The sequence below is a fragment of the Telmatobacter bradus genome, assembly GCF_048629425.1.
GTDB lineage: Bacteria > Acidobacteriota > Terriglobia > Terriglobales > Acidobacteriaceae > Telmatobacter > Telmatobacter bradus.
Window position 1 is genome coordinate 3,462,854 of record NZ_CP184532.1, and the last position, 26,294, is coordinate 3,489,147.

Below are 26,294 nucleotides of genomic sequence, written 5' to 3' on the forward strand. Positions count from 1 at the left end.
CCAGGCTCCCTTACAATAAAAGTATGTTCACAGGAATCATCGAACAAACCGGAACGCTGGTCAGTCTGGAGAGCCGTGGTGGCGTGCGCCGCATTACGGTGGAAGCTCCGGGGCTTGCCGCGCAGCTGCGTGAGGGCGATTCGCTGGGTATCTCCGGCGTCTGCCTGACGGCGCTCGACCTTGACCCCACCTACTTCCACGCCGATGTGGCACAGGAAACGCTCGACAAGACCTCGCTCGGCGCGCTCGCCAAGGGCTCCAAGGTCAATCTGGAGCTGCCCACCGCCGCTGGCAGTCCACTGGGCGGCCACATCGTGCAGGGCCATGTGGATGGAACCGGGACGCTGGTCTCGATTGAGCCGGTGATTTCTCGCAACGATCCGAACTTCGACGAGCAGACCACCGACTGGACGCTCAAGGTGAAGACGCCCGAGAACGTTCGCCAGTGGATGGTGCCGAAGGGCTCTGTGGCGCTTGAAGGCATCAGCCTGACCATCGCCGACTTTGACGGCGAGACGATCACGGTGGCCATTCTGCCGCTCACCTACTGGCGAACGAATCTGCATGCACTCAAGATTGGCGCGCCGATCAACGTCGAGGGCGATGTGGTGGTCAAGCTCGCCTACCAGCGCATGATCGAAGAGCGCGGCACGCAGAGCTTCGACCTGAGCGAAAGCTGGCTGGTGGCTTCAGGCTTCTAAAGCAGGCAAAAAGAAACCAGGCTGCAGACAAACCCAGGCCTGATTCTGTTTTGAAAGGTCACGGCTTCAGCCGTGACAAACCAAGCCATAAAACCTTTGGCCTTCAGGCCCCGAGGGATGTTTTTAGGCTAGCAGGAAGCATAAAACGCCCCTCAGCGGCTAAAGCCGGTCCTCTTTTTCCCTGCTTGTGGCACGACTGAAGTCGTGCCCTTTCAAAGCCCGTAACCAGAAAAAGGGAACCGCATGAAGCGGTCCCCTTTTTCTGCGTCTGCACACACTATTTGGCAGCAACCTTGGGCGGCGCAGTCAGGTACTCGTCTCCGGTGCGGTTCAGCAGGATGGCGCGGCGGTCGGTGAGCAGCTTCAACTGCGAAGTCAGCTCGATAAACTCCTTCTTCTCTTCGGTGGTCAGCTTTTCGCCATCCTTGCCGGCCAGTTTGTTCAGCTCATCCACCCGCGCCTGCAGCCGGGGAATCTCACGGTCGATCAGCACAGGCCGAATGACGTTGGTTTGATTCTTGCCCGCCGTCACGTCGTTGCGATTGTTCTCACCCCATGCGGGCAGAATGCCCACGTGGCCGAGTTCCACACGCACGCCCGCCGGACCGTAGTCGCGCTTGACCGCTGAAAACAGGCCGATGAGCGCATCCCGCGGGTCGCCGGTCGAATCCGGCATGAGCCCTTCCACGTAGGTGCGGGACTGGTTCGACAAAAAGTTGCCGAGCGAGTAAAAAATGACGGTGTTGCGATCGTCCTTGCCGTCCGGGCCTTCGTGGGTACGATAGGTTTCCACCGGCTGCAGCACATGCGGATGATGGCCCACAATCACGGTCGCGCCCGCCTCCATAATTTTGTGCGCCAGCTCCACATCTTCCGCACGCGGCTGAGTGGCATACTCCACGCCCCAATGGATGGAAACCACCAGCAGATCGCACTGGGCGCGCGCGGCCTTCACAGCAGCCAGCACCTGCTCCTCGGTGGCTTCGGTCTCCGCCCCCGGCTCACCGGGATAGGGAAAGAAGTTTACGTGGGGCAGGTCGTCGTTGTCGGGATTGCGACCGCCGTTAAGCCAGCGCGTCATGCCCAGCCAGCCAACCTTGATCCCGTGGGCCTCAGTGAAGACCGGCTTCCAGCTCTCGGCTTTCGAGTCGCCGGTACCGGAAAATTGCAGACCGACTTCGCGCAGATGCTCGCGGGTTTCGGCGAAGCCCGCCCACCCCTGATCCATGGCGTGATTATTGGCGAAGGAAACGATCTTGATCCCGCTGGCCTTGAGCGCCATGGGTAGATCGATGGGCGCATCGAAGAGAAACGCCTTGGTTCCGTGCGAGTGATTAGGCGCAACCGGCGTTTCCAGATTCACAAAGCCAAAATCAGACGCCTTGAAGACGTCGCTGACCCCGCTGAAGAGCGCAGTCCATCCGTCGACACCTGCTCCGGCGGAAGCAGCGGCGGTACGCACGGCCTCGTGCGGAATCACGTCGCCCGCCACGGCAAAGCTGACCTGCGCCACATCGTGCGGATAGGGAGTTACCGCGGCTGCGGCAGGCAGGGGCGGCGCCGTGCAAACCGCCGCAATCAGCAACGCGGTAATCACGACCAGTGCAGACCAATCGCCAGCGCGGCGCGAGGACTTTTGCAGTCCCCGAAAGGTACGAAATCCAGAAGAAAATTTCATGAGCGCTCCCCGCGTCCGAGGGGGAAAAGCCGGACGCAATCAGCATACAAGATTCGTTTCACCAGGGCTGAGGTGGACTCACACGGCCGCCTGAGGTCTCGCGCCAGGCCTGCCGCAATAATCTGATCATGCTGCCCGCCTGCTGCGCCCGCGCCTTGCGAGGCAACGCCCGGCTCAGGCGATTGCGCCAGAAACGCAGCGCATAAAAGAAGAGAAAGAGCCAGAAGACCAGCCGCGCCTTGCCGCCATGATGTTTGCCAAAGTAGAGCAGCATGGAACGCAGTTGCCACAACTCAATGCGCGGGTTGAAGGCATTTGCGCCCGGCGCGTCGCTGCTCGACCCTCCGCCCAGGTGCGTCACCACCACGTCGGGCCAGTAGTAAACGCCGTAGCCCGCCTGATGGATGCAGCGGCACAGATCGACCTCTTCGCTGAAGAGGAAAAAGCGTGGGTCGAAGAGCCCGCTTGCGGCAAGCGCCTCCCTCCGCAGGATCATGAATGCGCCCGTCACCCAGTCCACCGGCGCGGCCACGGCAGGGTCTGCCCAGCCAAACAAGCGCGTGTGGCCAAAGCGTTGGGAGAGGTTGAACAGGATCAGCGCCTCGCCGCAAAGTGAGGGAAAGGCCCGCGCCGAGGGCTGTCCACTGCCGTCTTCCGCAACCAGCCGCGCTCCGCCCGCGCCCGCATGGGGCTCGGCCCGCATGTGGGCAATGGCCCGGGCCAGTGCGCCGGGATGAAAGAAGGCATCGGAGTTGAGCAGCACCAGAAACTCGCCCTGCGCGGCCTCGATGGCCAAATTATTGGCCACGCCAAAGCCCAGATTCGCGCCCCCGTCGATCAAGCGCACGCGGCCTGCGAATTCAGCCTCGACCATGGCCGCTGAACCATCGGCAGAGGCATTGTCCACCACGACAATCTCCGCCGATTCTTCTGCAGGCAGGCGCGCGCATTCTTCTTCCACCGCCAGCAGACAGCGGCGCAGCAGCTCCCGCGTGTTGTAGGAGACGATCAGAATCGACGCCGTGAAAGCGTAAGGGCCAGTGCGCATCATCGCAGTGAAACAAGTATAGAGCGAGGCGGGCGGGGCGCGAAAAGCCTGCCCGCTCCCCTGCCCATGGGGCCAATTCCATCCTCTGCCGCACGGCTTGCCTATATGCTGGTCTTGTGCAAGTCCGCTTGTACGTTGGGTCCATCTTTCACGCCTCACCGGAGAAGCTCACATGCGCAGGACGCAATGGAAATGCCGCATTCTTCAGATCGTGGTCCGCTTATGCGTGGCATCCCTGCTGGCCGCCTGCGCCTCTGCGCAAACGCCCGGCTTCACCACGCTGCGCATTAGCAATCAGGTGCTACTGCCCCGGGTCACGCGGCTAGGCATCAACCTGGGTGAGCAGAACTACTACGACTCCGGCATCATGATCAAAAATCTGCTCTTCCGCAATCCGGGATTCGAGGGCGAGAGCTACCGCACCATCTTCCGCTGCGGACAGGCGGCGGCGCACCGCTGCACAGACCTGCGCGGCGGCATTCAGTTCCCGGCCGGCTATTGGAACGGGGCCCGCTACGAAGTAATCGACGGCGTATGGTCGGGCCATCGCGGTCGCGTCACCAGCGCCTCTGCGGAGAATGGCGGCTTCAGCCTCACGCTCGATGATGGCGCTCCAGTGGCTCCCGGTGACTGGATTGTGGCGGAGAAGACGACCAACAGCGATCCGGCGGCGGGTTGGTGGCCTGCCACGGGCGGCGGCGGCAGCCTGACGGCGGAGCATGCCGATCTTTCCCCAGGCACGGCAGGCAAACAGGCGCTGCGCTTGAATGCATCTGCTCCCGGAGCCTATGCGCAGGTGAATGCCTATCTGGATTCGGTCGAGGGCATGAGCTTTCTGCAACTGCGGGGGCGCTACCGGCTGAGCTTCCGCGCCAAGGCCGCATTGGCCGGACAAAAACTGCACATTCACGTGGCGCGGCTGGCCCCGGGAAAACCCCGCTACATCAATCTTGATCTGCCGCTGAGCGCCGCCTGGAAGCAGTATGACGAGGACTTCTTCGCGAGCGAATCGAATCTTCCGCCCGCGCCCATCGAAGTCAGCTTCCGCGTGGAAAGCGGCTCGGTACTGCTGGACGACGCCAGCCTGATGAAGGTCGATGGCGACCCGAGCAACCACACCGCCTTCCGCGATGAGGTGGTGGAAACCCTGCGCCAACTGCATCCCGGTCTGCTGCGCATGATGAGCAGCGGAGCCGGGCTGGGCAGTTCCATGGACAATCTGCTGGCCCCGGCCACGGCCCGTCTGCGCCCCGGCTATCGCAGCTGGTATGTACGCAGCGAAGATATTCCCTACGGCATCGGGGAGTTCCTCGAACTCTGCCAGGCGGTGGACGCCGAACCGTGGATCACGCTGCCCGCTTCAACCAGTCGCGAAGAAGCGCGCCTGCTGGTGGAGTACCTGATGGGCAGTACCAGGACCGATGGCGGAGCCCGGCGCACGTCTGCCGGCCACGCCACTCCATGGACCAGCACATTCCAGACCATCCACCTTGAACTGGGCAACGAGACCTGGAACGGCGTCTTTTCCGGCGAAACCATGGACGATCCTGCCGTATATGGCCGCCGCGCCAACCAGATCTTCAGCTCCATACGCACCGCCGCCGGAAGCGAGGCTGGCCACCTGGACCTGATCGTGGGCACACAGGCTGCCAACGCGGGCCGCAACCAGCCGCTGCTCAGCTCCGCGCCCCAGGCCAATTCGCTGGCCCTTGCGCCTTACCTGATGTTCAGCGTCAATGACTGGAGCAGCGACGCCAAGCTCTACGGACCGCTGCTGGCCGAGCCTGAAATGAGCGTGCGCGAAGGCGTTCTGCACAATGCCGCACGTTCCGCCGCAGGCCGTCAACTGGCTATTTACGAGGTCAATCTGCACACCACCGAAGGCAGCGCACCCGCCGCCGTGCTGGACCGTCTGACCCCTTCGGCAGCGGCTGGCATTACAGTGACAGCCTTCATGCTGCGCATGATGCGGGAGTACGGCGTACGCGATCAGGCCCTGTTCAGCCTGCCACAGTGGGAATTCAAGCGCCGCGATGGCACGCCGGTCAAGCTGTGGGGCAGCGTGGTCCAGATGGGCGCAAATGGCCGCAAACGCCCCCAATTTCTAGCCGAAGAGCTGGCCAACCGCGCCATCCACGGCGATCTGGTGCGGGTGGACGTGAGCGGCTTCCAGCCCACCCACGATCAACCCCAGGGCAACGACGGCGTCGAGCTCCGCAACGTACACGAAATCGACGCCTACGCCTTCCAGAACGGGCGCAGCCACTCTCTGCTGGTCTTCAACTACGGACTGGAACAGAGCCGGCACATTCACCTGGAAGCGCCCGGCCTGAACGGCAAAGCCAAGCTCTGGCGGTTGGTCAGCCCAGGGCCCGGCGCGACCAATGAAAGCAGCGAACAGGTCACAATCCGAGAAGAAAGCTTCTCCGGCACGGAACTGGAGTTGCCTCCCTGCTCGATGGCCGTGCTGGAGTGGAGCGAGTAGGCTGCAGACTTCCTGTAATAAGTCCTATCTTGATAAGAGACTCATTCTGAGCCAGTACAGGTAACTAACACAAGTTACCTGTGGAATAGTGACTCCACGCATCAAATCAGGATATGTTTATTCAGCACTTTACAACGATTCAATCTGGGTCCGGTTGTAGCGCGCATTTCTGCGCAGTGTTGGGATGAGTCACTGAAACTACTTTTCACTCGGAAGCTGTTTCCTTGCACTCCGCACACTTAAGCAGACGCAGACAAACCAGGAAAACCCAAAGTGCTGGAAGCACATGCGGCATTTGCCACCCCCTGGTAACCTACACGTGTTACTTATGAAGCCAGCTTTCTTTGTTTCTATCAAGCCCGTTTCATGCTTGGCTGGCAGCTTTTCATTGATTGCTTGTATTTCTGTACATTTGTATTGCTTAAGCAAGGAAATCAACGTTCAGTTATGAGGAAATTGTTGTAAGCTGACTACTGTTTCCCTCTCTCGGCCAAAAATGCAAGTATGCGGCCTGGAGCATTCCTCCCCTGACCAATTGAATCCATCTGCTTATCGCACACCCCGCGGTAATGAATTTTTCTGATTTTTTCGGACGCGCGTGCCGGAGGTCGAACTGGCGCGCAGTCAGAGATAGGAAGAGATGAACAGCAATCCGAAGTATCCGATTGCGCTCCTGGGCTTGCCCCTGAGCAGCGTAACCGCGGAAGAGGCAACAAACCGGATTGAACAACTGATTCTTTCTGGTGGCTCGCATCAGGTTTGTCCGGTCAATCTGGACGTATGGCTGAATGCGTTGGACGATCCGCATCTGCATCGCATCATGGCCGGCTGCAGCTTGGTGGTGGCCGACGGCATGCCGCTGGTCTGGGCTTCGGGCCTGCAGGGAAGCCCTCTGCCTGAACGGGTCACGGGCGTGGATCTGGTTCCTCGTCTGGCCGTGCTTTCGGCACGCAAGGGCTACAGGATCTTTCTTCTGGGCGGCAACTCCGGCGTGGCCGAACGGGCCAAAAAACTACTGGAGCGCACCTATCCGGGCGTGCAGGTTGTGGGCACCTTCTGCCCCGCCAAAGAAAATCTGATCCGCATGGATCATGACGAGATTTTGCAGCGCGTGCATGAGGCCCGGCCTGACATTTTGCTGGTAGCCTTCGGCAATCCCAAGCAGGAAAAGTGGATCTGGATGCACCGCAAGCGGCTGGGCGTGCCCATCGCGATGGGTGTGGGCGGTAGCTTCGACATTCTGGTGGGCGATACGCGCCGCGCCCCACGCTGGATTCAGCGCTGCGGAATGGAGTGGGCAATGCGCTGCGTACAGGAGCCAGCCCGGCTTGGACCGCGCTATCTGCGAGACTTCATCGGGCTCACCCGGCATCTTCCGCTGGCGCTTCTGGCCACTTGGCTGCAGCCGCACCAGCCGGGTCCATCCAGCCTGCAAACCACTGCAACGCCAGAGGTGCTGCATGTGACCCTCGATGGCCCGTTGACCTCCGAGCTTTGCGAGCCGCTGATGAAAGCGAGCCGAGAGTGCATTCAAACAGGCAAGGTCATGGTGGTGCATCTGCAAAAAGTTCGGTGCATGACGCCTGCCGGTCTGGGCGTGCTGATGGAAGCCCGCCGCACCCTATTGGACGCTGGTCTATCGCTATCGCTGGCCGGACTGAGCATGCGCACGCGTTTGCTGCTCTACGCATGGTGTGCACAGCCGCTCTTTGACGAGTGGCAGAGCTCCCTTTCGAGCAGCCGTCCGCTGGTCGAAGCAAAACATATTGACCTGAACACCAAGCCGGAATCCGCCGTGGCCCAAAGCCGGATGCAAAGCTGAACCGAATCCGTGCGGACGCTCGTCGGCACGGATTCAAGGTGCAACCGTGCGTCTTTTTCCGCCATGTATTTTGCTCCATGGATTGTAGAGTTTTCCTGAGCGGTTTTCCCGTCGGCTGCGAACCAGCAAAACTAGCGCAGGTTTGTCCGGTGGCTACAGGGATCTAAAGTAATTTAAAGAACGGGCAGCACTGGCCAGGAGAACAGACACGCGCTCATGTCGGTGATCACACTTATTCCCGGATTGATTTGCCTGCTGATGCTGGCCTCCGGCTCCTTGCGCAAAGTACTACTGAGCGTCTATCTGCCCACGCTGCTGCTGCTACCCACCTACTACGTGGCGCGGTTGGCCCATCTGCCCCCGCTCTCGTTCAGTGACGCGGTCGCCCTTCCTCTTGGCATCGCGCTGTTTTACACGTTAGGCCGCCGCTGGCACTTTTCCTGGATGGACCTTTGGGTCTTTCTCTATGCCTTTGCCGTGGTGCTGTCAGAGGGCCTGAGCACGGAGTTGGCCGACGGCAACTGGGTTCACCTGCTCAGCACCGGCCTTACCGCCTCACAACGGGTGGGCACCAACATCGCCGACTCCGGTCTTATGTTCTTCCGCAATCTGCTGACGATCGTCTTTCCCTACATGGTGGGCAAGCTGATGCTGGAGCAGCCCGACGCCTCGGGGCAGAATGCGCGCCGCCCCTTTGTGCTGCGCTTTTGCACGCTGCTTTCCATCGTCGGCTGGTACAGCATCGTGGACTTTGTCACCAAGCGGAATAGCTGGATGCGGGTTGGCTCCATCCTGTTTCCGTCACAGGAGTCGGGCTGGCCGCAGATGGTGCGCTGGGGCTTTGGCCGCATTGCCGGACCTTACGGCCATGCCATTCTGGCCGGCATGATCTTTTTGATCGGCCTGATCTACTGCATCTGGTTCCTGCAGTCGGAGCCCACGTGGGGCCAGCGCCGCCTGATCAAATCCCTGCCCATCACCCAGCGCACGCTGCTGCTGGGCGGCGTTGCGCTGGGCCTGCTGATGGCCCAGTCGCGCGGCCCATGGATGGGCATGGGACTCTCACTGGTCTTCCTGCTGCTCAACCGCTACCTGCCGCCGCTCAAGGCAGGACTGGTCTTCCTGGCCTTTCTCAGCCTCTTTGGCACGGCCAGCTACGTCTACGGCAAGCACTATACCGACAAGGAAATCACACAGGCCGTCAATGAAGAGCAGCGCAATGTGATTTACCGCCGCAATCTGCTCAAAAATTACGCGCCCCTGGTTGCCGAGCGGCCCATCTTCGGGTGGGGCATCACCACCTATCCCACGGTGCATGGCCAGCGCTCCATCGACAATCAGTATTTGCTGCTGGCCCTTACCGAAGGAGCCTTTGGACTGGGACTTTTTCTGCTGATTGCGCTCGGCAGCCTGTGGAAGATGCTGCGGCTGATCATGCGTCCCATCGACGAGGAAACCCGCCGTCTGGCCTTTGCCCACATCTCGGTTTTCATTGGACTGCTCACCTCGCTGGCCACCGTCTACATGGGCGAGCAGGTGGTCATGCTCTTCTTTTTGATGGCGGGATGGGTGCAGAGCATGCACCCCAAAGCACCAGGCGACGGATGGACGGCGGGAGCACGCTTCCGCATCCTGACATAAACACACTCCACGTAACTGCGCCGGAACGCTTGCTCCGGGGCCTGCACTGCATCAGGAACTTCAACACAGGAGAGAGAGAACAATGGCGGCAATCCTCCAGACTCTGGCATGGGCAATCACAGCCTGTTCCGCTCCCCTGTTTCTGGATCTGGCACTTTCGATCGCAGGCAATCTGATACGCCTGATCCGGCCGGGCAGGTCGCACACCACAACGATACGCAGCCTACGCATGGCCGTAGTGGTTCCGGCCCACAATGAAGCGCTGATGATCGCCCACACCGTGCGGTCGCTGCTGGCCGCTGGCTGCACGAGCGCCACGGAAGCCGCTCAAGAACCGCCACACTCCGGTCCGCAGTTCCCAGTGCGCATTTACGTAGTAGCCCACAACTGCACAGACCGCACGGTGGAAGAGGCAGCGCGCGCCGGAGCCGTGGTGGTCAGGCTCGATCAGTTTCAGGGCAAGGGAGCCGCCCTGCGTTGCGGATTTGCCGCCGCCCGAGCCGATGCGGCCGAGGCGTTTCTGGTAGTGGACGCTGATACTACGGTCCGGCCGAATCTGCTGGAAGCCATGCGTCAAACACTGGAGAGCGGAGCCGATGCCGCCCAGTGCCGCTACGAGCTGGCCGCGCCCGAGGAAAGTGGCTTGCAGGCCCGCGCCCGACTGCGCGTGCTGGCCTTTCGCGGCATCAATGTGGCCCGCGCCCGTGGCCGCGCCGCGCTGGGGCTCTCCGCCGGACTCTTCGGCAACGGATTTGCCCTGACCGCCAGCCTGCTTGAGCGTCTGCCCTTTCAGGCCGACAGCATCTGCGAAGACATTGAGTACAACGCCCGCCTGATTGCCGCTGACCATCGCGTCACATGGGTGGAAGAGACGGCGGTCTATGGCCCGCTCTCCGCGCCCGGCACCGCCCAGGCAGCCCAGGAGGCACGCTGGGAGGGTGGACGGCTGCGCGTGGCCCGGCAGTGCTCTCTACCGCTCTTAGGCGCGGCTCTGCGGAGCAATCCCGCTGCTCTCGCCATGCTGGCCGAGCTCTGGAGCCTGCCGCTCTCGCGTGGTCTGCTGCTGCTGTTGCTGGCCTTTCTGCTGCCTGTACACTGGTTGCATCTGTATGCGGCAGTCTGTCTGGCCACCACTCTTGCTTATGTGCTGGAGTCGGCACTGCTGGGCAGGCAGCCGGCGCTGGAGCTGGCCGCACTGGCTGCGGCTCCCCTCCACCTGCTCTGGAAGCTCATGATTACCCCTCTGGTGTTGCGGCAATCCCGCCGTCGCGCCGCATGGAAGAGAACCCGCCGGGAGGCCATTCAAAAATGAACGCGATTGACCCGGCGAACATTGGGACAGAGGCTATCTACCTGCAGCCGGAGCCCGCAGAAACAGCCCAGAACGAAGGCAGTCGGCACATTGGCCGTAACGTACTGGCCACCATCCTGACCCGCGTGGTGAACATGGCCCGCGGCGTCTGCATCGTCCCGTTTCTGCTGCGCCACATCGGTCTGGAAGCCTACGGCATCTGGACCACCGTCTTCATTCTGGTCTCTTACGTCGGCCTCACCACGCTCGGGCTTTCGAACGTCTACATCAAGTACACCGCCGAGTTTCATGCCCGCCGCGAATACGACCGCGCCAACGCCCTCCTCTCCACCGGACTTACCCTCACCATTCCTCTCTGCAGCGCGCTCTTTGCTGCTTTTGTGCTCTGCTGGAACTGGTACGCGCCTCTGCTGCACCTGCCCGCAGCCTACGCCGCCGAGGGCAAAGAGGCCATTCTGATCGTGCTGGCCGTCTTTTTGTCCAGCATTGCGCTGAGCGCCTTTGGCGACACCCTGACCGGCATGCAGCAGATTGCCTCCACCCAGCACTTTCTTACCCTCAGCCTTCTGGTGGAGTTTGTGCTGATTGTGGTGCTGGTCAGTCAGGGGCGCGGGGTGCGCGGTCTGGCCGAAGCCTATCTGGCCCGCACCATCCTCAACGACGGACTCACCATCTGGTGGGCGTGGCGCAAGCTGAAGTGGATGCGCATCTCGCCCCGCCTGATGAACCGCGAATCCTTCGGCTACATCGTCCACTTTGGCGGCGTGGTGCAGGTGCAGACCATGCTGGATATTTTTCTGGCTTCCGTGGAACGCGTAATCGGCCTGAGCCTGATCGGCGGCGCGGCGGCTGGCCTGATGGACGTGGCCAAAAAGTGGCCGGTAGCGTTTTCCGCCGTGCCCATGGCCTTTTTTGGAGCCATGCTGCCGGCCGCCTCGCATGTGGACGCATCCAACCAGGGCGAAGAGCGCGAGCAACAGTTGCGCAGGCTTTACCTGAACTGCGCCCGCTACTCCAATCTGTGCACCGCCCTTTTTGTGGCTGCCATTGTTTTTTGGGCCGCGCCCATTCTGCGCATCTGGCTGGGGCCGGAGCTCACGATGCGCCAGACCCTGCTGCCCCTCTTCGTGGTCTTCAGTCTGGCCACACAGATGCACATGATGACCGGGCCGGGAACCTCCATCTTCCGAGGCACGGGCCGCGTCTATCTGGAATTCAGCTACTCCATTCCCAATCTGCTGCTGCTGGCCGTTTTCCTCCCCCTGTCACGCTGGATTACGGGCGCGTGGACTCCGCTGGGGATCGGCATTGCCGTGGCTCTGGCCACCTGCGGATCGGCCTGTGTACTGATCGCGGTGGCGCACCGGGTGCTGAAGCTGACGGCCCGCGACTTTTTTGAAGCCGTTCTGCTGCCGGGCCTGATTCCTTACGCTTCCGCCCTGCTTTTAAGCTGGCCGCTAACCCAGCTGGTGCAAGCCTGCGGACGATGGACCGGAGCCGCTGTGCTCCTGCTGGTAGGGGGAATCTATCTGGCTCTCTCCCTGGCCATGCTCTACCGCTTGATTTTTACTGAAGCTGAAAAGCAACATGGCCAGGCCCTGCTGCATAAAGGAATGGCATTGATCTGCCGACAGGAGAAGGTAGCATGAGAATCCTAAAAAGCATCCTGCAATGCGCTCTGCCGCTGACCTGCGCGTTGTCGCTCGTGGCGCAACAGGCTGCCGTACCGGCGGATCCGCAACTGAAGCAGAATCCCCTCGATACTTTGCGCAATTTTCAGCCCTCGGCCGACGAGGAGTACCGTCTGGGCCGCGGCGATGAAATTACGGTGGGCTTTGCTGGCCGTCCAGACCTGCAGGCCAAGCTGGTAATCGGCCCCGATGGGCGCATCACGCTGCCTTTGGCAGGCGATCTTCCGCTAGCCGGTAAGACCCGCGCCGAAGCTGCGCAGGCCATTGAAACTGCCCTCGCCAGCTATTACCAAAATTTGACCGTGCAGGTAACAGTCACCCGCTACACAGCCAACCGCGTGCTGGTTCTGGGCGCGGTCACCACCCCCGGTCTGGTCAGCTTTGAGGGCACGCCCACGCTGCTGGAGGCGCTTTCAAAGGCTGGCATCAGCACCGCTCCCGGCAAGCCTGCCCAGATTCCCGAGCGCTGCGCCATCTATCGCGGACAGGATCAGGTGGTCTGGGTGGAGCTGAAAAAGCTGATCGACTCCGGCTCCAGTCTGGCCGATCTGCGCTTGCGCCGCGACGATGTGGTCTACGTTCCCAGCCTCTCGGAAAACTTTATTTCCGTGCTCGGCGAGGTGCAAAAGCCCGGCGCCGTGCCCCTGACCAGCTCCTCCACGCTCAGTTCCGTGCTGGCCGAAGCCGGTGGTTTTACCGCCAAAGCTGGCAACCGGCCTCACATTCAGATTGTGGACCCGGCCGGCGGCACCTCCCGCGTCGTCTCCTTCAACGATCTGCTGAATCCGGCCAAGGCGCTGGAAGTCACGTTGAAGCCGGGGGAAATGATCTTTGTGCCGCAAACCGGTTTTGCCCGGGGCACTTATGTTGTAGAGCGTCTGGGGCCGCTGATTACCGCAGGCACCTTCGCCGTTGCAACCGGAGGTCTGCTGTGAAACAACTCACGTCAAGCACCAACCAGCTTCCGGCCGTTCCCGCTGCTTCAGGCGTCTTTGCCCATGCCTCTACCGGAGCCGTCAACGACCACGCCGCCGAGCAGGCCATTCTGCAGCCGGAGATTCTGCGTTCGCTCAAAATGCATCGCATACTGGCGCTCTCCATTGCTCTGGCCGGGGCCTTGTTTGCGCTCTACTACTTCCACCGGCTCTGGCCCATCTATCAGGCGCAGGCGCTGGTCTATGTGCAGCCCGCCAGCAACGGCGTGGCCGATGCCGGGCAGAAGCAGTGGCCCTACGACAACGAATCCTACGAAACCTATCTGCAGCAGCAGATCACCAACGTTACCCGCCGTGATGTACTGCTTGCCGCGCTGCACAAACTCGGTCCCGGCCCCTGGATAAGCCCGGGCGAAAGTGAGCAGGACGCCGCCGACCGGCTGAGCCACAGCGTGGAAGTGGTGCGCAACGGTTCCTACCAGTTCTTCATTGGCGTCAGCACGCACAATGCCGATCAGGCAGCGCAGCTGGCCAACGCCATCACCCACAGCTACATTGAGAGCACGGCGCGCGACCAGAACTCCGGCAACGAGCAGCGCCTGACCGTATTGCACGAGGAACGCGACCGCATTCAGGCCGAATTGGCCGCCGATCAGGCCGAGCAGGACGCGCTGAACAAGCAGTTGGGCGTGGCCTCGGTGAGCGCCAACAACCAGACGCCCATCGACGAAGACATCAACCGCACCCACGCCGTGCTAGTGCAGGCCCGCACCGCACACGACGAGGCCGAGGCCAAGCTGGCTGCGCTCAACGCCAGCTCCGCCACGCTCGACTCCGAGGCCGACGACATTGTGGCGAACGACCCCGGCCTGACCAGCCTGAAGACCTCGCTCTACCAGCGCAAGGCCGCACTCGTCTCGCAGATGGCCAACCTGACCCCCAACCACCCACTCTACAAACAGGATCAGGTCGAGCTGGACAAGATCAACAACTCCATCGATCAGATGACGCACGAACTGCGCAGCCGCGCCTCCGGTCGCATCCAACAGAAGCTGCGCGCCGATCTGCAGCGAACATCAGCCGTGGAAGATCAGGTAAACAGCCAGTTGCGCCAGTTGGTGGGCACAGCCAGCAGCGCCAGCTCCAAGCTGCAACGTTCCAGCGACTTGAGCAGCGACATTGCCCGCCTGCACGAGCGCTACGGCAAAATCGACAGCCAGCTGCACGACGTGCAACTGGACGCCGGCAGTCCCAGCGCCGTGGTGCTGATTGCCGCCGCCGTTCCGCCCACTCATCCCAAGCGTTCCGGGGTTCTGCGCAACACCTTCTTCGTCTTTTTCGCCTCGCTTCTGTTCGCCGTAGCAGCAGCCGTGGTGCGCCACAAGCTTGATCCCCGTATCTACACCGCCAGCGATGTCCGTCAGGTTCTGGGCGTAACTCCGGTGGCCCAGCTGCCCGACATGCAACAGGTGAGCGAAGCAGTCTTTGACGAGCATCTTCTGCGTCTGGCCGGAGCGCTGGAACAGGCCCGTATGCAAACCGGCATGAAGAATCTGGTGCTGACCGGAACCGACACCGGGGTGGGCGTAACCACCCTGGCCAGCCGCCTGCGCTCCATGCTGCACGCCTCACCGCTCTCGGCCAACGTGGCCCAGGACGCAGCCGCGAGCGACTCCGCGCAGCTTCAGGTCAGCGACTCCGCTCCCCTGCGTGCCTCGGCCGACGCTGAATACCTGGCCCGCTTCTCCGACTGCACGCTGGTCGTGCTCAGCTCGGGCGTAACCACCCGCAGCCAGCTGCGCTCCACCGCCGAAGCCCTCAAGCAGCTGAATATCTCCGCCGTGGGCTTCGTGCTCAACCGCATTCCGTTGCGTGTAGCCGACAGCGAGTTCCGCAACACAGTGCGCGACTCCGAGCGGCTGATTCAGCAACAGGGCCGGGAACGCCACAGCTTGGGTCAGGAGTTTTCTCTGCGCCAGACTCCCGTGGCCGCATCCGAGCTTGCCGCCGCTCCCGCACCGCAGCTGAATGAACCGCTACCAGAAGCTGCAGCCCCAGCCGTGGCTGAGGAAACTCAACCTACCCCATCTTCCCTGCCCGACCAGCAGCAGACTGCGCCCGCTGTCGCACCGATCCCGGAAGCCCCTGCTCCGCAAGCTCTGCCCTTGCCTGCCGCCGCCACTCCGCAGATCGCAGCCCAACAGTCGCCGGTCCAAAAGCCTCCACGCCAAAATCCTATTGCCCAGCAATTTGTCGCCCAACAGTCCCTGGCCCGACCCGACCAACAGGAAACGATCCTCCCGGAGCAGGAGCAGCTCGCAACCTGGAACGCACAACAGGAAAATCTGCGCACGCTACTCTTTGAAGCCGGCCTGAAGCGGCAACGCAAAACCGGGCCCACACCGGCAAGCAACGAAGAGGCTCCCCCTGCGACTGCCAGTGCACCCAAAGCAGCCCCACCAGTTCAGCCGGTTAGGCGCAAGCCGCAAAACCCCGCGCCGATTCCGCCCCACGTGCGGGAGGTTTTGGCCACACCCGAGATTCTTCCTCCCCGGGAATACATTCCGGTCCGCGATGAGGACAGCGAGAGCGAAGACAGCGCCCGCCGTGATCGCCGCGCCGCCTTTGACGATGTGCAGATCCTGCCCTCTATCCGTGGACAGTACCGGAAGAAGACGTAACGGCAGAGAGCAGAGAACAGAGTGCGGGAACCCAGGATGAAAGTGGGGGATGGAACGGCTTTTGAGATTTGTGCTTTCCCGGGTCTGAAAATCCAGACCCGGGGCACCCAGCTTCAGAGGACAGCCTGGTTTTTATCCCTCAGCTCTCAGCTTTTCGCTCTCTGTTCTCTGGCAGCCAAAAAAGAGGGCGCGCCAACTGGCGCGCCCTCTTTTTTTTAACTGCCCAAAGCTAGTTGTGCAAGACCGCGCGATAGCGGACCTTGCCCTTCTTCACCTTTTCAATGGCCTCATTGGCCTTGTTCATCGGGAAGAGTTCGGTGGTAGCCTTCACACCGTGGCGGGCGGCCACGTCCAGCATCTCGCGCAAACGATACGGGCTGCCGATGGGGCTGCCGGTGATCGAGCGCTGGCCGGAGATGAGCGGAAACGCATGCACCGAAAGCGGCGACGGCGGAACACCCACAAAGCACAATGTGCCGGTGGGGCGTAGCGCCTGAATGTAGGTGCCCCAATCCTGATCGGCGTTGGCCGAGTTCAGAATGAAGTCCATCGTACCGGCGGCTTCCTTCAGCGCCTTCGATTCGCGGCTGTTGATGAAGTTGTGAGCACCCAGTGCGCGGGCCTCTTCTTCTTTGGCCGCCGAGGTTGAGAAGGCCGTGACCTCCGCGCCGAAGACGCGGGCAAACTGAATGGCAATGTGGCCCAGACCACCAATTCCCACCACACCCACCCGCGACGAGGGGTTGATACCGTGATCGCGCAGCGGGTTGTATACCGTAATGCCGCCGCAGAGCAGCGGAGCCGCCGTCTCGCTTGATAGAGCGTCGGGGATCGGCAGCACAAAGCGCACGTTCGCGCGCACGCTGTCGGCGTATCCGCCGTTACGGTGCACGCAGGTTGATTCCGCCTCCGGGCAAAGATTCTCCATGCCCTTCATGCACCACTCGCAACGGCCGCAGGAGTTCGACTGCCAGCCGAGTCCAACGCGCTGGCCAACTTCCAGTGAGCGCACCTCACTGCCCACCTCGGCGACCGTACCGATCACCTCGTGGCCGGGTATGAACGGATACTGGCTAATTCCCCAGTCATTGGCAATCAAATGAAGATCGCTATGACAGATTCCGCAATGTGTGACAGCGATCTCCACATCCTGGCTTCCCAGTGTGCCCGGATCGTAATGAAAGGGCAGAAGCTCTGCTCCTGCCGCGTGTGCTGCAAGTCCCTGTATTTGAGCCATGGTCGGTTTAGATTCCTCGTAAAACCCCAAAATCTTGCGCGTAGGTGTTTGTACACTATCACGTCTGAAAATTCGCAAAAAAAGACGAAATAATCCTTATCCTAGTTTAAACCGGCTCCCGGCAAGATGCGCAGGCTGATCACCTGAAATCCGGTAACCGGTCCTGCCGTGGGTATTTCCACAACCGTTTGCGGAGTTTCCCCGGAAAGTATTTCCGGGTGCGCCGCCGTCGGACGTTCCAACACATTCACCACGGAAAGCGGCAGACTCGAAAGCTCTTGCCCGTCAACGGTGGCGTCGGCTTCCGGTAAAAGAAGACTGGCATACAGGCGATTGGCCGCGTGACGCTGCCGACTTGCGGCCAGCAGAGTCTTCCAGGGACGCGTCTGCCCGGGAGGCAACGGCGGATCTGTCAGACGGTCTAAAGTACCGGAATCCGAGACAAGAAGGCGAACTACCCCCGCTTGCAGCCGCGCTGGAAGCTGCACAGCAAGCTGGACCGCATGCGGTTCCTGTCGCCAGGGCCGCAGCATGGCCGCCAGCGTCACGGTATCGCCAGCATGCACCGAATCTGTGCCCAACAGCCGCACCTGCTCCAGTTCAAGCTGTGCCCGCTCGTCCATCTGCTCCACCCGCAACTCTATACCGAGCACGGCGCTGGTGCGTTCGCCGCTGGCATACAGGCGCTGGAAAAGATCGCCCACGGCAAGGGCGGCGCTCATCTGCGCCGGAGCGCCCTCGGCCGACACTGCCCACTGATCCACAGGCACATCGGACTCTTTGCCCAACCGGATCCGGCCCGTCAGATGATAGCTGGCCTCGGCATGGCTTCGGTTCGACTCCTGCAGCGCCTGATAGAGCACGGCCATGGCCACCTGCGGCGTCAAACCCTCCTGATCCAGAATCTCCGCATGCAGTGTGCGGCCCCCTGCCATCTCCAATGAAAGCGGAATCATGCGCGCCTTCGCCCCCAGCACGCCCCGGATGGCCGAATTGCGATCCTCGGTAAACGCGCCGATCGTCCGGCCGGTGTTGATGATTTTAAAGGCGTTCAAGGGCGACGCCAGCGTGGCCACCACCACGGAAGCCGTCATGGGCAGTGAAATCGTTCCCGCCTGCAGCACGGGATGTCCGCAGGCAAGCAATTGCTTTGGATCAATATAGGTAACCGTGCAGGTGGCAGCCATCTCTACATCGCCCCGCACCAGTTGCATGCTCACGGCCGAACCGGGCACAATCCGGTCTTCCGTCTGCCCCTCTGCAGCCTGCTCTGAAGCGCCTGAACCGCCTGCCACTACCTGCTCCAACCCCGTACCCGCCATGGTCTGCTGCCAGAAGCGCACGGCTTCGGGGTTGAAACCACTGAGCACCAGCGGCGTTTCCATGGGCTGAAGGTTCAGCCCGGCAGCGCTGGCCGCAGTTACGGAAATTTCTTTCCCGGCCAAATCCCGCAGCGGTAAATCGCGCACTTCCAGCATTTGCGCAATGGGCGTGATGCCGGCAATGGGGTCGCGGCTGAACTGGCCGATGCGATAGGAAAGCGCCCCCAGCAGCTTGCCGTCCGCGTAGACCGGACTGCCGCTCATGCCCGCCACCACCCCCGTATACTCGGGCTTGGCGCCGTGCAACTGGGCCAGAATCATGTCCTGTCCGGGACCACGGGCTCCCCGCAACACACCCAGAATCTCCACGTCCATCGGCTCGGGATCCACACCGCGAAAAACAGTCCAGGCCGTGGCCTTCATGCCTGCACGGACCTGATCCAGCGGGAAAAATCCGCCTGTGGAAGGCGGCGGCGCAGCCTGAGCGGCCAGCAGGGCTCCGCCCCAGGCCAGAATCACACTGCTGACAAGTACCTGGAAGCAACTCTTCTTCACGTCTATTAGAGTACAGTGCAGGGCTGGGAGGCAGGGGCGAGAGACTTGATGAGGACTTAGGGACTGGGAACTCTGGGACCAGGGTAAAGAGAGCAATTACAAAACAGGTACGGCTTCACACCCGGTTTCAAAAAACACCCCAGACCTAAGAGCCGACGCTGTCAATGCGCTCCGAGTCCCTGGTCCCTGCCTTTAAAACACTCCCAAGTGCAGCAGAATGTCATGGGCATAATACCCAAGCACGATGACGGACATTCCAACCACTGCCCACTGCGCGACGTGCAGTGCCGGCTCAACCTTGCTGACCCGGGCAACAATCGAAGCCTGAGCGCTTCGCATCTGTTCGAAAGAATCGTCGAGAAAAACCTGATCCTCTTCATCGCGGGTCAGGCTTGAGCGATAGATGTGCAGTGCGGCCATCACAACCACCAGCACTGTCCAAACGGACCACATAAGCGGAGCAAACGCCATAGACAACCCCCGTGTTCTGCATTCGGAACCCTGCGGTTGGCGGCTCGAAAAAATAAATCCGAGCCCGGAAACCGAAGGTCCCCTTTCGGCTGAACATCATACTCCGGAAAACAAATGACTGGCTTGCCAAAATTATGCAAATTTCCCACGGGGCACACGGCCCGCTCCCGAGGCAAGCTCTGGCATACGGACGAATCGCTCCAGGTTGCGGCCTAACTTATATATTCTCAGCGGCAAAAGAGGCGGCAAGTGGGCAGTTTTCCCTTTCGGGAAGCAGCGCCGATTCTCCTGCCGCCCTGCCTGCCATTCCCTGCAGAATAGATTTCGAGCTTTTGGAGCGATTCAGGCAAAAAATCTCTTCCCGCCAAGCATCTTTTTTCCGCTGACCGCATCAGTATGTGTAAAGGTTCCGCCCGCGAGTTGATGCTCTGGCCGCAGGAACGATAGTCTGGAAGAGAGATTCGCAATTTTCACCGATTGGAGACACCATGGCCACTACCTCGCTGCCCGTTCAGGAAGAAGTTAAGAAGGCCCCCCTCACTCTGACCCCCCAGGCCATCGCCAAGGTTCGCGAGATCATGGCCAGCCAGGAACCGCTGCCCGCCGGTCTGCGCATTGGCGTGGTGGGCGGAGGCTGCTCAGGCTTCCAGTACTCAATGGCCTTTGAGAACCAGGCCGGCATGATGGACAAAACGTTCAGCTTTGACGATCTGAAGGTTTTTGTGGACGCCACCTCGCTGATGTACCTGAATGGCTGTACCGTCGATTACGTTGAAACGCTTGAGGCCGCCGGCTTCAAGTTCGACAATCCGCACGTCAAGTCGACCTGCGGCTGCGGTTCCAGCTTCAGCGTCTAGTTTTAAGAGCTTGCGCCCCGCCCGAACACGTAGACCGGGCAACGCGGCAAACCAGCCGCGCCGGCGCAGGAGATTTTCGCCCATCCGGGCAAACAGCAAGGCCCGCTCTTCGGAGCGGGCCTTGCTGTTTGCTTTCTGCTTTGCGATAAAAAAACTTCCCTACTGGGAACTGCTTGAACTGGAGCTGGTAGAAGTAGAGCTCGTTGAACCGAAACTGCTTGAACTGCCAAAGCTGGACGAGGAGCTGGAAGAGGACGAACTGGACGAACTAAAACTTCCAAAAGAAGTGGCACTGGTGCCCGTAGAGGCAGAATTGGCCGTGGTCGCCGAGCCGCCGCTGACCGTTTTGGCATCGCTGAGCGGGTCGTAAACGAACTCCCACTCGTTGTAGTGGTTCTTCTTCTTGACCAACAGGATCGATTGGTTGGGACTCATGGGCGAAACGCCGATGATGCCCAAGCCGCCAAAGGTATTGCCGGAACTGCTGCCAAAGCTACTGCCGGAGATCAGACTGGACGAACCGGAAGTGCCGCTGGAAGAGGTCGAACTGCTGGCCGATGTGCCGGACGTGCTCGCGGAAGTGTCACTCGAAGAAGTGCTTGAAGAAAACATCGAGGAAGAAGAGGTTGCGGAATTGCCAAAAAGCGAAGAGCTAGAGCTGGACGATCCGTCGCTCGGCCCGGTTCCTGACAGCATCGAACTGCCGCTCGACGATCCGGCCCCGGCCAGTGGCTGGCCGAAGAAGCCCAGCGTGGCTGTTTTGGCCTGCCCGTAGTGGATCAGCTTCCACTCATCCTTGCCGGTGGACAGATCAATATACTTGCGACGCAGAAAGCGAATCTCCTGCGTCTTGACCAGCGCATCGACGGTGGGTGGATAGGCGTGGAACTTGCGGTAGTAAAGCTGGATGGCGCGCCGGTACTGCATGCCGCGGTGCCAGTTCTCGCGCTCGCGGTCCAGCTGCAGCTCGCGCGCCACCCGCGGCGCAGCCACGGTGAGTGAAAGCGTCAGCAGAAACAGCAGGAACATGACCGCCACCAGCATATAGCCGGCCTCAGCATCTTTTCTGCGCATTGTCTGTGGCTCATTCATGCTTCACCCCTAGCTTCTAGCTCCCAGCTTCCAGCACCTAGAACCTCGTCCCCTTAAAACGGCGACAGTGTAATGTTCTGCGTGTTCTTGTAGGCCAGGTCGGTGACTTCCACGCTGCTGGGGCGGATGGTTCCGATCTGAAAGCGGCGGTTGATGATGTCGCCACTTTTGGCTACAAAAATATCTTCCCCGTGCATGAAGAAGGCTTGCAGCGTCTTGTCACGGTTCGCCTTGTAGCCGAAGTACTTCAGGTCAATCTCGGGCGGCTTGGGCGGCGGAGGCGGGCCAACCGGCACAACTGCCACACTGGCCGCGGTCTGCCGCGCACTCTTCACCGGCTGCTCAATGTGCACGGCCGGGGCCGTATCCGCTGAGAAGATGTTGCGTCCAGAGCCGGAAATCTCCACCTGCTCACTCTGCGCCAGAATGTCGAAGTGCAGGCGCGGATCGATTCCAACATTGGTGAGCTTCTGCGCCTGCGGTCCCATCGACGGCTCCTCCGGCGAGGGCTTGGGCGCATTCGCTAGCGTCGGCTGCGGAGAAGGCACGGTGCGCACCGGCGTGGAGGGTGAGGAAAGATTGTCATAGATCTCGTAGCCGCCAATCAGCGCAATCACCGCCAAGAGGATGATGAACAGCCGAAGCTGGCGCTTGTTTTCAGTTCCCAGAGCTAGAGCCATGGTTATCGCGCCTCCTTCTGGATGTTTGACTGCGTGTTTTGCTGGCGATTTTCGTTCTGTGCATTTTGCGCGTCCAGCTCTTCCTTGGTGGGCAGGCCGCTGGCCACCGCATCGGCGGGACGCAGCCAGGTGGAAACCTGCAGGCGCAGATTCACCGCGCCGCCCTGCTGGCCGGTCAGGCTCATGGCGCGAATCACAAAGAACATGGGATCACGTTCAATGCTGTTCACAAAACGCAGAATCTCTGGATAGCCGCCGCTGATGCTGATGTCGAGCAGGATCTCGGTCAGGTCATTGCCCGGTTTACCCTGCGCATACTGCACACGGGTCAGGCGCACGCCCGACTTCACCTGCAGGTCGCCCACGCGGCCAGCGATGGCCGAGTAGTTAGGCGGCACACGCTTCGAGTAGAAGCCGCCCATCTGCACACGCACCTGCTCCACGCTCTTGTCCAACCCGCGCAACGGCGCAATCTCCAGATCGAGGGCGTGCAACTGCACCTGTTTGCCGGCCAGCTCATCGCTCGCATGGCCATGAGTTGCACTCCAGTCCATGCCCAGGCGCACGCCCAGCACTATGGTCAGAAGCAGCAGAAAAGCAGCGCCGGCATAGTGCCATACGAGAGGCGAAATCAGCCGCTCACGCCAGAGGGTAGCGGAACTAGGCGCGCTCATTGAGCACCTCCGGAATAGGGGCTGGGCTTGCCGGAATGCCGGATGGGACCGGGCGGCAGTAGATGCGGCTCAAAGTGACTGGACTGCGGTGGGCGCGGATTTCCAGGACCTGCGCCCATGCCATTCATGGGCCGCGCTCCCGGCTGGGGCGGCATGGGCCTTCCCGCGATCTGCACCGGCACAGGAGCCGCAAGCGGGCCTTCCTGCTGGATGGCAACGGCGGTGGGCTTGCGTTCGCCGGGAGCTGGCGGATTGTAGTCGGCGATAATGTCGACGGTAAACCGGCTGGAGGCGCTGATCGGTTCCTGCTGCCGCATGGCATTCATGCCGGAGCTGGTTTCAGCGTTTTCACCGACGATGCGCGGCATCAAAAAGCGTTTGGAGTGTTCCAGATTCCGCACCAGATCCACGGCCCGGTCACGAGGACCAACCACACGCAGACGCACGGAAATGTGGCCGTCTTTTTCTCGCGTGGGTTCGAGCGTGGAAACCTGCACACCGGCTGGCAGCACGGTTTCCAGATTCTCCATGGCCAGCGTCCAACTAAAGGCCTTCAGCTCAAAAAGTTTGTTCAGCGCTTCGGTCTGGCGCAGCAGCAGCGCGTTGTCGGGCTTCTGCATCAGCGACTGATAGCTCAACCGCTCGGCACCGACCTCAGCAATCCGGGCGTCGAGCGCGCGGACCTGGGCACGTACCTGTTCCGCCTGATTGTGCAGCAGGTGCAGGCCAAAGACACAGCCCGCACTCAGCACCAGCAGCCCACCAATCACAATGCGCAACTGGCGGAGCGCCGGTCCCATGTCAATGTACGGGCGCGTGGCAAGATTCAGCGTAATCTTCATCTAGTTTGCCCCCGCCATGGCTCCGGTTACGCCGGCCAGCGCGGCCTGACCCAGGCTACTGGCCACGCCCGTCTGCGGATGCGGCACAAGTTCGTCCACCGCCAGCTCCGGCATTTCGATCAGGCTTTTGAATTCGTCCACCGGCAGGTAGCCGGAGTAGAGCAAGCCTGCCGGAGCGGCCTGCAGTTTGTCTTCGTAGTAGGCCACGGCCACGGCTACGCCGCGCTGAATCTCAACAACGCGCGTCGCGGCAGCCTCGGGCAGCTCCATGCTGCGGTAGAGCTGCAGATCGCTGGCCGTGCTAATGCAAGTGGTAAGTGCCTGAGGGCTCAGGTGCACGCTCAGCACAGCTTCCAGCGAACCGGCGGAGTGAATCGCCTCCAGCGCGGCCAGACTTGAAGAGAGCACCGCGCCGGGCTCGTGGCCAGCCTGCCGCACCACGGCCTCATACTCGGCGAGCACCGTGCCGGGCAGAACCACCACCAGCACGCGGGTTTCTTCTTTGGTGTGGGTCAGCACCTGATAGCTCACCATGGCGTGTTCAATGTCAAAGGGAACCATCTTGCGCAAACGGAAGCGCAGAATCGGCAAAGCCTCGCTGACCTTGGAGGAAAAAGCCTCAAAATCCAGGACGAAGACGCGTACCGAGGAATCCGGAAGCACCAAGCTTACCGCGCGCTTGCCGGGATTCACCTGGCCAAGCACCGCGCGAATGGCCTCAGCCACGGCTGCGGGGTTACATAGGTTAGCCTCGCTCCATCCGGGTACAAGCACACCCTCCGCCAGTGGGGCAAAGGCAAAAACCGGCGGCTTGCCACAGGCCGCAACCACACCCAGCGGACCGACCTCAATGGCTGCGGGCGGACGACCACCTCTGCGCACCACCAGAGAGCCCAGATTCACGTTGGCCTTGTTCAATATCGATTTCACTAGCGGGAGGCCTCGATGAAGGTGACCTTGTTGATCTCCTTGAGCGTCGTCAGGCCACGGCGGACGCGATCAATGGCCGACTCACGCAGAAACTTCATGCCTTCCTTCTGCGCCATGCGTCGGACCTCGGAGGTTGGTTTCTTGTCCAGAATCAGTTCGCGAATTGTGTCGGTCAAATCCAACAACTCGTGAATAGCGGTTCGGCCGCGATGGCCAGTGCCACCGCACTCGATGCAGCCGCGACCTTCACGGAAAGCAAAACCACGCCACTCGTCAGGATTCAAACCACTGGCAAGCAGCGCGGCGTCGTCGTAATAGACCGTTTCCACACAGTGCTCGCAGATGGTGCGCACCAGACGCTGGGCCAGAATGCAGTTGAGCGCCGACACAAAGTTGTAAGCCTCAACACCCATGTTCAGGAAGCGGCCGAGCACGTCCACCACGTTGTTGGCGTGGACGGTGGTAAAGACCAAGTGGCCGGTCAGCGCGGAGTTGATGGCAATCTGCGCCGTCTCCTGATCGCGGATTTCGCCTACCAGAATCTTGTCGGGGTCATGACGCAGAATCGAACGCAGACCGCGCGCGAAGGTCAGGCCCTTCTTCTCATTGACGGGAATCTGGGTGATGCCGCGAATCTGGTATTCGACCGGATCCTCGATGGTGATGATCTTGTCTTCGTCGCTCTTGATCTCGTTCAGCGCGGCATAGAGCGTGGTCGTTTTGCCGGAGCCGGTGGGCCCGGTAACCAGCACCATGCCGTAGGGCTCGCGAATGTAGCGGCGGAAGCTGCGCAGATCGTCTTCGGCAAAGCCCACCACATCCAGCGTGAGGTTGCGGAACTTCTCGCTCATCGACTCCTTGTCGAGTACGCGGAGCACCGCATTTTCTCCATGAACCGTGGGCATGATGGAAACACGAAAATCGATCAGGCGGCCCTTGTAGCGCACGCGAAAACGACCATCCTGGGGCACGCGACGCTCGGCAATGTCGAGCTCGCTCATGATCTTGATGCGGCTCAGAATCGTGGCGTGGTGTTCGCGGGCGATGGGCGCCATGGCGGCCTGCAGTACGCCGTCGATACGGTACTTGACCACGACGCTATCGTCGTTGGTCTCGATGTGAATATCGCTAGCCCGCCGTTCAAGAGCGGTGAAGATGGTGGTATCAACGAGGCGAATGATCGGGCTGATGTCTTCTTCGCTGGTCAGCTTCTCAATCGAGATGTTCTCGTCCTGATTGTCTTCGCTGGCCAGTACGTCGAAGGTCATGCCCTCGCTGGCTTCATCGAGCACACGCTGCGACTGCTCGGTCTTCTTCAGCAGATCGGTAATCTGCGTAAGCGTGGCCACACGGGCAACCACGCGGCTACCCAACAAGCCGGCAATCTCGTCGAGCACCATCAGACAGGAGGGATCGCTGACGGCAATCACCAGCGCATCTTCCGTCTGCTCGATGGGAATGAAGTTATAGCGAAACATCAGCTCGACCGGAACTGTACGCAGCAGGTCGTGCTGAATCTTGAAGTTCTTCAGGTCGACAAACTCGGCCCGGTAGCGGCGCGCCAGAACCTCGGCATGCTCGCGCTCGTCCTGCGGCGCGGCCAAAGGCGCGGGAAGTGTGGTGGCATCGGCCATGGCGGC

General features: G+C 61.1%; 20 protein-coding genes. 9 read left to right on the forward strand and 11 right to left on the reverse strand.

Features of this window, described 5'->3' with window-relative positions:
* Positions 1 to 23: 23 nt before the first annotated feature.
* The gene (locus ACOBR2_RS14195) at positions 24 to 701 is read left to right on the forward strand and encodes a riboflavin synthase (protein WP_420236772.1); all 678 of its coding nucleotides are present in this window, start codon (positions 24 to 26) and stop codon (positions 699 to 701) included.
* A 277-nt stretch (positions 702 to 978) separates the two neighbouring features.
* Here ACOBR2_RS14195 and ACOBR2_RS14200 read toward each other — a convergent pair whose 3' ends face one another.
* A complete protein-coding gene (locus ACOBR2_RS14200) occupies positions 979 to 2,379 on the reverse strand; it encodes a CapA family protein (RefSeq protein ID WP_420236773.1) in 1,401 nt (466 codons plus the stop codon).
* 58 nt (positions 2,380 to 2,437) lie between these two features.
* Positions 2,438 to 3,430 (reverse strand): glycosyltransferase family 2 protein, encoded by a 993-nt coding sequence (locus ACOBR2_RS14205; RefSeq protein WP_420236774.1) that lies wholly within the window; start codon positions 3,428 to 3,430, stop codon positions 2,438 to 2,440.
* A gap of 169 nt (positions 3,431 to 3,599) precedes the next feature.
* Here ACOBR2_RS14205 and ACOBR2_RS14210 point away from each other — a divergent pair, with 169 nt between their 5' ends.
* From ACOBR2_RS14210 to ACOBR2_RS14240, 7 genes are all read left to right on the forward strand, one after another.
* Entirely contained in the window at positions 3,600 to 5,912 is a 2,313-nt protein-coding gene (locus ACOBR2_RS14210) for a hypothetical protein (protein WP_420236775.1), read from the forward strand.
* A 640-nt stretch (positions 5,913 to 6,552) separates the two neighbouring features.
* Positions 6,553 to 7,734, forward strand: coding sequence for a WecB/TagA/CpsF family glycosyltransferase (locus ACOBR2_RS14215; protein WP_420236776.1), 1,182 nt, complete (start codon positions 6,553 to 6,555; stop codon positions 7,732 to 7,734).
* A gap of 216 nt (positions 7,735 to 7,950) precedes the next feature.
* A complete protein-coding gene (locus ACOBR2_RS14220) occupies positions 7,951 to 9,375 on the forward strand; it encodes an O-antigen ligase family protein (RefSeq protein WP_420236777.1) in 1,425 nt (474 codons plus the stop codon).
* Between the two features lie 82 nt (positions 9,376 to 9,457).
* On the forward strand, positions 9,458 to 10,687 hold the full coding sequence (locus tag ACOBR2_RS14225) for a glycosyltransferase family 2 protein (protein WP_420236778.1): 1,230 nt from the start codon (positions 9,458 to 9,460) through the stop codon (positions 10,685 to 10,687).
* Entirely contained in the window at positions 10,684 to 12,336 is a 1,653-nt protein-coding gene (locus ACOBR2_RS14230; RefSeq protein WP_420236779.1) for a lipopolysaccharide biosynthesis protein, read from the forward strand. Before ACOBR2_RS14225 ends, ACOBR2_RS14230 begins: the two co-directional genes overlap by 4 nt.
* Positions 12,333 to 13,313: a polysaccharide biosynthesis/export family protein gene (locus tag ACOBR2_RS14235; protein ID WP_420236780.1), complete on the forward strand. Its 981-nt coding sequence runs from the start codon at positions 12,333 to 12,335 to the stop codon at positions 13,311 to 13,313. Before ACOBR2_RS14230 ends, ACOBR2_RS14235 begins: the two co-directional genes overlap by 4 nt.
* The gene (locus ACOBR2_RS14240; protein WP_420236781.1) at positions 13,310 to 15,994 is read left to right on the forward strand and encodes a hypothetical protein; all 2,685 of its coding nucleotides are present in this window, start codon (positions 13,310 to 13,312) and stop codon (positions 15,992 to 15,994) included. Before ACOBR2_RS14235 ends, ACOBR2_RS14240 begins: the two co-directional genes overlap by 4 nt.
* A 229-nt stretch (positions 15,995 to 16,223) precedes the next feature.
* Here the strand turns inward: ACOBR2_RS14240 and ACOBR2_RS14245 are convergent, their stop codons facing one another.
* The 3 genes from ACOBR2_RS14245 to ACOBR2_RS14255 form a co-directional block, all read right to left on the reverse strand.
* Positions 16,224 to 17,231, reverse strand: a complete 1,008-nt coding sequence (locus ACOBR2_RS14245) for an NAD(P)-dependent alcohol dehydrogenase (protein WP_420236782.1) — start codon at positions 17,229 to 17,231, stop codon at positions 16,224 to 16,226.
* Positions 17,232 to 17,332: 101 nt separating this feature from the next.
* Positions 17,333 to 19,108, reverse strand: a complete 1,776-nt coding sequence (locus ACOBR2_RS14250) for a SpoIVB peptidase S55 (protein ID WP_420236783.1) — start codon at positions 19,106 to 19,108, stop codon at positions 17,333 to 17,335.
* Between the two features lie 192 nt (positions 19,109 to 19,300).
* A complete protein-coding gene (locus ACOBR2_RS14255) occupies positions 19,301 to 19,561 on the reverse strand; it encodes a hypothetical protein (RefSeq protein WP_420236784.1) in 261 nt (86 codons plus the stop codon).
* A 506-nt stretch (positions 19,562 to 20,067) separates the two neighbouring features.
* Between ACOBR2_RS14255 and ACOBR2_RS14260 the strand changes: the two genes are divergently transcribed.
* Positions 20,068 to 20,436: a HesB/IscA family protein gene (locus tag ACOBR2_RS14260; protein WP_420236785.1), complete on the forward strand. Its 369-nt coding sequence runs from the start codon at positions 20,068 to 20,070 to the stop codon at positions 20,434 to 20,436.
* A 159-nt stretch (positions 20,437 to 20,595) separates the two neighbouring features.
* Here ACOBR2_RS14260 and ACOBR2_RS14265 read toward each other — a convergent pair whose 3' ends face one another.
* The 6 genes from ACOBR2_RS14265 to ACOBR2_RS14290 all read right to left on the reverse strand — a co-directional run bounded on the left by ACOBR2_RS14265 (position 20,596) and on the right by ACOBR2_RS14290 (position 26,288).
* Positions 20,596 to 21,510 (reverse strand): hypothetical protein, encoded by a 915-nt coding sequence (locus ACOBR2_RS14265; RefSeq protein ID WP_420236786.1) that lies wholly within the window; start codon positions 21,508 to 21,510, stop codon positions 20,596 to 20,598.
* Positions 21,511 to 21,581: 71 nt separating this feature from the next.
* On the reverse strand, positions 21,582 to 22,208 hold the full coding sequence (locus ACOBR2_RS14270) for a hypothetical protein (protein WP_420236787.1): 627 nt from the start codon (positions 22,206 to 22,208) through the stop codon (positions 21,582 to 21,584).
* Positions 22,209 to 22,210: 2 nt separating this feature from the next.
* On the reverse strand, positions 22,211 to 22,882 hold the full coding sequence (locus ACOBR2_RS14275; RefSeq protein WP_420236788.1) for a hypothetical protein: 672 nt from the start codon (positions 22,880 to 22,882) through the stop codon (positions 22,211 to 22,213).
* On the reverse strand, positions 22,879 to 23,724 hold the full coding sequence (locus ACOBR2_RS14280) for a fimbrial assembly protein (RefSeq protein ID WP_420236789.1): 846 nt from the start codon (positions 23,722 to 23,724) through the stop codon (positions 22,879 to 22,881). The genes ACOBR2_RS14275 and ACOBR2_RS14280 overlap by 4 nt, the downstream gene beginning before the upstream one ends.
* Positions 23,725 to 24,654 (reverse strand): hypothetical protein, encoded by a 930-nt coding sequence (locus tag ACOBR2_RS14285; RefSeq protein ID WP_420236790.1) that lies wholly within the window; start codon positions 24,652 to 24,654, stop codon positions 23,725 to 23,727.
* Positions 24,654 to 26,288, reverse strand: a complete 1,635-nt coding sequence (locus tag ACOBR2_RS14290) for a GspE/PulE family protein (RefSeq protein ID WP_420236791.1) — start codon at positions 26,286 to 26,288, stop codon at positions 24,654 to 24,656. The genes ACOBR2_RS14285 and ACOBR2_RS14290 overlap by 1 nt, the downstream gene beginning before the upstream one ends.
* Positions 26,289 to 26,294: the final 6 nt, after the last annotated feature.

Coding starts and splice junctions, on each gene's coding strand:
- ACOBR2_RS14195 (WP_420236772.1), top strand. CDS start 24: ATGTTCACAGGAATCATCGAACAAACCGGAACGCTGGTCAGTCTGGAG.
- ACOBR2_RS14200 (WP_420236773.1), bottom strand. CDS start 2,379: ATGAAATTTTCTTCTGGATTTCGTACCTTTCGGGGACTGCAAAAGTCC.
- ACOBR2_RS14205 (WP_420236774.1), bottom strand. CDS start 3,430: ATGATGCGCACTGGCCCTTACGCTTTCACGGCGTCGATTCTGATCGTC.
- ACOBR2_RS14210 (WP_420236775.1), top strand. CDS start 3,600: ATGCGCAGGACGCAATGGAAATGCCGCATTCTTCAGATCGTGGTCCGC.
- ACOBR2_RS14215 (WP_420236776.1), top strand. CDS start 6,553: ATGAACAGCAATCCGAAGTATCCGATTGCGCTCCTGGGCTTGCCCCTG.
- ACOBR2_RS14220 (WP_420236777.1), top strand. CDS start 7,951: ATGTCGGTGATCACACTTATTCCCGGATTGATTTGCCTGCTGATGCTG.
- ACOBR2_RS14225 (WP_420236778.1), top strand. CDS start 9,458: ATGGCGGCAATCCTCCAGACTCTGGCATGGGCAATCACAGCCTGTTCC.
- ACOBR2_RS14230 (WP_420236779.1), top strand. CDS start 10,684: ATGAACGCGATTGACCCGGCGAACATTGGGACAGAGGCTATCTACCTG.
- ACOBR2_RS14235 (WP_420236780.1), top strand. CDS start 12,333: ATGAGAATCCTAAAAAGCATCCTGCAATGCGCTCTGCCGCTGACCTGC.
- ACOBR2_RS14245 (WP_420236782.1), bottom strand. CDS start 17,231: ATGGCTCAAATACAGGGACTTGCAGCACACGCGGCAGGAGCAGAGCTT.
- ACOBR2_RS14255 (WP_420236784.1), bottom strand. CDS start 19,561: ATGTGGTCCGTTTGGACAGTGCTGGTGGTTGTGATGGCCGCACTGCAC.
- ACOBR2_RS14260 (WP_420236785.1), top strand. CDS start 20,068: ATGGCCACTACCTCGCTGCCCGTTCAGGAAGAAGTTAAGAAGGCCCCC.
- ACOBR2_RS14265 (WP_420236786.1), bottom strand. CDS start 21,510: ATGCGCAGAAAAGATGCTGAGGCCGGCTATATGCTGGTGGCGGTCATG.
- ACOBR2_RS14270 (WP_420236787.1), bottom strand. CDS start 22,208: ATGGCTCTAGCTCTGGGAACTGAAAACAAGCGCCAGCTTCGGCTGTTC.
- ACOBR2_RS14275 (WP_420236788.1), bottom strand. CDS start 22,882: ATGAGCGCGCCTAGTTCCGCTACCCTCTGGCGTGAGCGGCTGATTTCG.
- ACOBR2_RS14280 (WP_420236789.1), bottom strand. CDS start 23,724: ATGAAGATTACGCTGAATCTTGCCACGCGCCCGTACATTGACATGGGA.
- ACOBR2_RS14290 (WP_420236791.1), bottom strand. CDS start 26,288: ATGGCCGATGCCACCACACTTCCCGCGCCTTTGGCCGCGCCGCAGGAC.